The organism is Pseudomonas sp. SID14000 (genome assembly GCF_002165135.1).
In the GTDB taxonomy this organism is placed as follows: Bacteria; Pseudomonadota; Gammaproteobacteria; order Pseudomonadales; family Pseudomonadaceae; genus Aquipseudomonas.
In genome coordinates this window covers 1-1,088 of sequence record NZ_NFZQ01000045.1, presented here as the reverse complement: position 1 = coordinate 1,088, position 1,088 = coordinate 1, and the positions used below count along the sequence as shown (strand labels likewise).

The 1,088-nt window shown below is 72.1% G+C and carries 1 protein-coding gene; it reads right to left on the bottom strand.

All coding sequences use genetic code 11. The features are described 5' to 3' along the window. Positions 1-1,088 (bottom strand): 3-oxoadipyl-CoA thiolase (pcaF, locus tag CAY82_RS24760; protein ID WP_140399143.1); only part of this gene is annotated, 1,088 nt, incomplete at both ends.

The following is a 1,088-nucleotide window of genomic DNA, read 5'->3' as shown; positions in this document are numbered from 1 at the left end:
GAGGGCGGCGGTGAGGGCGAGACGCGCGCCGGACATGCTCAGGGGGTGACCCAGGGCGATGGCGCCGCCGTTCGGATTCACGTGCTCCGCGTCGTCGGGGAGACCGAGTTCACGCAGTACTGCGAGGGACTGGGCCGCGAAGGCCTCGTTGAGCTCGATCGCGCCCACCTCGGACAGGGCGACGCCGGCGCGAGCCAGTACCTTCCTGGTCGCGGGAACCGGACCGATGCCCATGATCCGCGGCGGTACCCCGGCTGCCGCCGTGGCGACGATCCGGGCCAGCGGGGTGACGCCGAGCCGCTCGACCGCCTCGCCGCTCATGACCAGCAGCGCGGCGGCGCCGTCGTTGACGCCCGACGCGTTGCCCGCGGTGACCGTTCCGGGATCCCGGAACGGAGTCTTCAACCCGGCCAGGGTCTCCAGCGACGTCTCGCGCGGATGCTCATCGACCTCCACGAGCGTCACCGCGCCACGCTTGCCGGGCACCTCCACGGCGACGATCTCTTCGGCCAGCCGCCCGTTCGCTGCCGCCTTGGCCGCACGCTGCTGACTGCGGAACGCGAAGAGATCCTGGTCCTCCCGCGACACCGAGAAGTCGGCGGCGACGTTCTCCGCGGTCTCGGGCATCGAGTCGATCCCGTACTGCTTCTTCAGCACCGGGTTGACGAACCGCCAGCCGATCGTGGTGTCGAAGATCTCCGCCTGCCGGGCGAACGCGCTCGTGGCCTTGGGCATCACGAACGGGGCCCGGGACATCGACTCGACGCCACCGGCCAGCACGATCTCGTTGTCACCAGCAATGATCGAGCGAGCGGCCGCGGCGACCGCGTCCAGCCCGGAGCCGCAGAGCCGGTTGATGGTCGAGCCCGGCACGCTGTCCGGCAGTCCGGCCAGCAGCAGCGCCATCCGGGCGACGTTGCGGTTGTCCTCGCCGGCCTGGTTCGCGCAGCCGAGGAAGACGTCGTCGATCGTCGCCGGGTCGAGGCTCGGGTGCCGGGCGAGCAGGTTGCGCAGCGCGTGCGCCGCGAGGTCGCCCGGGCGCACAGTGGCGAGCGCGCCGCCGTACCGGCCGATCGGGGTGCGGACGC